The sequence below is a fragment of the Sulfurimonas sp. genome (assembly GCF_026988655.1).
Lineage (GTDB): Bacteria > Campylobacterota > Campylobacteria > Campylobacterales > Sulfurimonadaceae > Sulfurimonas.
The window spans coordinates 1-3824 of sequence record NZ_JALSKT010000012.1 but is presented as its reverse complement, the minus strand read 5'-3'; the positions used below and the strand labels follow the sequence as shown (position 1 = coordinate 3824).

The window sequence follows — 3824 nt, the reverse complement described above, 5'->3', positions numbered from 1 at the left end:
TATTGATAAATATAGAGGTAAAACAAAAGGTATTAAATTTAAAAATGAATTTATTTCATGGATAGAAAACAGTTTAAATCAATCAAAATATAGACAAGAAAGTTTGTTTTAGTTGCAAACACCTAACGGGGGCGCGGGTTGAACACCCGCTTGTTGTCTGATGCCTAGCATCAGACAACAAGCGGGAGGAGCGAACAACCATCACAGAAAATACAATTTTCAATGATGGCAGTCACTCACCCGCGCCCCCGTTATGTGTACCACAAATATATTGACATTGTGAATAAAATTGAATATAATAGTAAATATAAATATTCAAAGGAGTTGTTATGAAAACTGTAACGATGAGAGTAGATGATTCAATTTACAATATGATTAAGCTTGCAGCGGAAGGTCAAAAGAGAAATCTTTCAAACTTTATTGAGTTTGCGACAATGCAGTATTTAACATCTTCGCAGTTTGTAGATAATGATGAAATGCAAGAGATTATGAATGATAAAGAACTAGTAACAAACCTCATGAATGGTTTAGATGATCTGAAAAATGGTGATTACACAATTGTGTAAATATCAAATTGCAGAAACTAAGACATTTTTAAAATTAAAGACGACAATAGATAAAAAGCTTTATACAAAAATAGAAAATTTTGTGTATCCTCAATTACGAGAAAATCCTCATTACGGAACAAATATAAAAAAGCTTAAAGGTAAGCTAGAAGGCTATTATAGGTATAGAGTTGGTAATTATAGACTATTTTATTTGATTGAAGATGAAAAACTTATTATTGCAATAGTTGATTTTAAACATCGACAACAGGGATATGACTAAGCACATAACAAAACGAAGCTGAGCCCTAAACGTGTCAGCTTCGCCGTTATGCATACAGTGTTAAGGAAATAAAAAGTGAAATTAGAAAATGTAGTACCTTGGGGAAGGAATCTTGAAGAGTATCAAAAAATGTTTTTGTTGTCAAAAGAAGATTTGCAATCTAAAAAAATTCTAGGTTGTGGAGATGGTCCTGCAAGCTTTAATTTTGAAGTTACACAACTCAATGGAAATATTACTTCGATAGACCCAATCTACAAATTTACAAAAGATGAAATACAAAAAAGAATAGATGAAACATCATCAATAGTAAGCCAACAACTCAGAGAAAATCAAAATGATTTTGTTTGGAAAAATATTAAATCAGTTGATGAACTTATAGATATTAGGTTAACAGCAATGAGCGATTTTGTTAATGATTTTGAAGATGGCAAAAATGAAAAAAGATATATTCATCAAGAGTTACCAAAACTATCATTTCCTAATGATAGTTTTGATTTAGTGCTAAGTTCACATTTTCTATTTTTATATAGTGAACATTTTGATTTACAATTTCATATTGATTCAATATTAGAAATGTGTAGAATCTCAAAAGGCGAAATTAAAATTTTCCCACTACTTGATCTAAAAAATCAAAAGTCAGAATATTTAGAGGCGATTTTAGATGTTTTACAAGATAAAGGTTTTGAAACTGCAATTCTTAAGACAAATTATGAATTTCAAAAAGGGGCAAATGAACTGTTAAGCATTAAGGTGCATAACAAGTTCCAGGAACGGGTTGAAAAATAGGGGTCAGTGATGAATATCTACTTTTAGGACAAAGAACATAACAAAACTTGACTATCGTTTTGATTACTTTGAAGAAAGATGGATTACATTTTGTAACGCACACTATTGAGTAAAGTTTTTCATTAAATAAAACTCTAAAAATCCGATCTGTATTTTGGATGATGAAAATGCAGTCTGTGATCACAAGAAGTGGATACTACTGACGCATCGAGTGTGATAGTACCTATGCGTTGCCACTCTTTTTTGCCTTCACTGTTTTTTATACTTGCTACAAAAACAATGAAAACTAATTTTTCTTTGCCATCAATGCCTAACTCATCACGAAAATCATCGCGTTCAACTGTCTGTCCGGGTTTTGCTTCTATTTTCATCCATTTTGGAGTGATGATGTGGGCACTCTTTTTTTCGCCTAATTCAAAAATTTCATAAAGTTGTCTGATTCCTGGGTTTTTATCTGCTTTTGCAAAAGCAGAACTTATTTTTAATCCATAAAGTAAATTCTTGAGTACCGCAGAGCTTATCGTCATAGGGGGTTCATTTGTTAAGCTTACATCTGTGTAATGTTGGGCATCTGTCCCACCAAATCATCTATAAGAAAAAAGTTTGCTGTATGTTCTTCGTTTATCTCAAGAGGATTTAAAGAAGGAAAAATCTTACCTGCAAAACCAAATGCACGTATTTCGCCACGATGAGTATTTGACATGGCGGATGATGCTCGTACAATTATCAATGCTTTTGTATGATTTGTAAAATATCCACTATAATGATTCTCTTTGTGAATTTCCCAAATACCTTTAAAGCATATACCATTTGGATGCGCTAACTTATCAAATGGCTCTAAAATATCTGCATGCTCTACCAAGGTTCGATTAGCATTGTCCAAGATTATATTTTTACTCCATGAAAACAACTTTGAAAAGGAGACTGTTTCTTGCGGTAGCGTACTTAGAGGGTCAGAAGTTACTTGATTCCAGACATTTTGAAAACTATGTTCGTTTGCTAAAGAAGCACAACTATAAAATACAAACAGCATAAGAAACACTAAAAGTTGCATATTCTCTCCTTTGGCTAGATATTTTTGTATAGTATAGCGAAGTTTATACTTTCTAAGCATTGTGACCGTTTTGTAATATTGTGTTACTATACTTACAAGAAACTACGGTTTGTAGAGATATTGGATGGACTATGAACAATCATCAATTTCCTAAAGAAGTGACACTTTGCCTCTCCGGTGGTGCAGCACGTGGAGCGTATCAACTTGGTGTTATTTCTGTATTGCAAGAGCAGGGTATAGAGATAAAAGCTATTAGTGGAACAAGTATCGGTGCGCTGATAGGAGCTTCTTTGGCTTGTGGAAAAAAAGCGGCGTATATTTTTGATGTTATGCGTTCACGAGAATTTCGTTCGGTCTTCAAGCTGCGTTTAGGATATGGCTATATTTTTCAGCTTAACCATAAAGCGGCAGTAATAGATAAACTCATAGATAAGGAATGTTTTGAAGCCCTTAGTACTCCTCTGCATGTAACAGTGTGTGATGTCAAAGATGAATCTCCACTTTACTTTGAGAGTGGCGATGACCTAAAAGAGGTTGTACTTGCTTCTTGTTCTATCGCTCCTCTTTTTAATCCTGTAAGATTAAATGGAAAAGTCCTTGTAGATGGTGGTTTGGTGGATAATTTTCCTGTGGAGAGACTTAAAAAATATAAATTTCCAATCATAGGTATAAACCTTCATCCTAAACGCAGTAAAATACCCACAACTATTTTGGGATGGCTAAGAAGCAATATTCACATAGCATGGCAGAGTCACTACAGTGTAAAAAAGGAACTTTGTGACATTTATCTCTGCAATACAGAACTACTAGAGTGTAAAATATTTTCTTTTGCCGATATAGACAAAGCCTATGAAATAGGGAGAGTAGAGATGCAAAATATGATGGAGATACAAAGAAGATGATTATTTATATACATGGCTTTGCAAGTAGTGGGCAGGGTGGTAAGGCAAAGAAGTTTCGAGAGTATTACCAAGAAAATAGGGAGAGTTTTATAGCTCCATCTAACAAAACCTTGAGACTGTGAACTTAGTTCAACCCAAATTATGCAATAAAGAAAGTTTAGTAACCATTCAGCACCCAACCCCAACAGGAGTGTAAGCTTTTCCATCTAAAGCACTTTTAAGTCCCTGTAGAACAGCAATATTATTCTTTTTCA

The 3824-nt window shown here is 33.6% G+C and carries 7 protein-coding genes; 5 read left to right on the top strand and 2 right to left on the bottom strand.

Annotation, left to right across the window (positions count from 1 at the left end):
- The first annotated feature begins 329 nt into the window (after nt 1–329).
- The 3 genes from MV052_RS01220 to MV052_RS01210 all read left to right on the top strand — a co-directional run bounded on the left by MV052_RS01220 (nt 330) and on the right by MV052_RS01210 (nt 1614).
- On the top strand, nt 330–566 hold the full coding sequence (locus MV052_RS01220; RefSeq protein WP_297440178.1) for a CopG family transcriptional regulator: 237 nt from the start codon (nt 330–332) through the stop codon (nt 564–566).
- Complete coding sequence (locus MV052_RS01215) at nt 559–828, top strand: type II toxin-antitoxin system RelE/ParE family toxin (RefSeq protein ID WP_297440176.1); 270 nt, start codon at nt 559–561, stop codon at nt 826–828. The genes MV052_RS01220 and MV052_RS01215 overlap by 8 nt, the downstream gene beginning before the upstream one ends.
- 75 nt (nt 829–903) lie before the next feature.
- Nucleotides 904–1614 (top strand): SAM-dependent methyltransferase, encoded by a 711-nt coding sequence (locus MV052_RS01210; RefSeq protein WP_297440174.1) that lies wholly within the window; start codon nt 904–906, stop codon nt 1612–1614.
- 134 nt (nt 1615–1748) lie between these two features.
- On the opposite strand, the gene MV052_RS01205 is transcribed toward MV052_RS01210, so the two are convergent.
- The gene (locus MV052_RS01205) at nt 1749–2141 is read right to left on the bottom strand and encodes a hypothetical protein (RefSeq protein ID WP_297440172.1); all 393 of its coding nucleotides are present in this window, start codon (nt 2139–2141) and stop codon (nt 1749–1751) included.
- 20 nt (nt 2142–2161) lie between these two features.
- Nucleotides 2162–2668, bottom strand: coding sequence for a hypothetical protein (locus MV052_RS01200; RefSeq protein WP_297440171.1), 507 nt, complete (start codon nt 2666–2668; stop codon nt 2162–2164).
- Between the two features lie 131 nt (nt 2669–2799).
- Here MV052_RS01200 and MV052_RS01195 point away from each other — a divergent pair, with 131 nt between their 5' ends.
- Both MV052_RS01195 and MV052_RS01190 read left to right on the top strand, forming a co-directional pair.
- The gene (locus MV052_RS01195) at nt 2800–3570 is read left to right on the top strand and encodes a patatin-like phospholipase family protein (protein WP_297440169.1); all 771 of its coding nucleotides are present in this window, start codon (nt 2800–2802) and stop codon (nt 3568–3570) included.
- Nucleotides 3567–3692, top strand: coding sequence for a YqiA/YcfP family alpha/beta fold hydrolase (locus MV052_RS01190; protein ID WP_297440167.1), 126 nt, complete (start codon nt 3567–3569; stop codon nt 3690–3692). Before MV052_RS01195 ends, MV052_RS01190 begins: the two co-directional genes overlap by 4 nt.
- Nucleotides 3693–3824 lie beyond the last annotated feature (132 nt).

What these genes read in the sequence shown, in the direction of transcription:
- MV052_RS01220 (WP_297440178.1), top strand. Translation starts at nt 330, where the DNA reads ATGAAAACTGTAACGATGAGAGTAGATGATTCAATTTACAATATGATT.
- MV052_RS01205 (WP_297440172.1), bottom strand. Translation starts at nt 2,141, where the DNA reads ATGACGATAAGCTCTGCGGTACTCAAGAATTTACTTTATGGATTAAAA.
- MV052_RS01200 (WP_297440171.1), bottom strand. Translation starts at nt 2,668, where the DNA reads ATGCAACTTTTAGTGTTTCTTATGCTGTTTGTATTTTATAGTTGTGCT.
- MV052_RS01195 (WP_297440169.1), top strand. Translation starts at nt 2,800, where the DNA reads ATGAACAATCATCAATTTCCTAAAGAAGTGACACTTTGCCTCTCCGGT.
- MV052_RS01190 (WP_297440167.1), top strand. Translation starts at nt 3,567, where the DNA reads ATGATTATTTATATACATGGCTTTGCAAGTAGTGGGCAGGGTGGTAAG.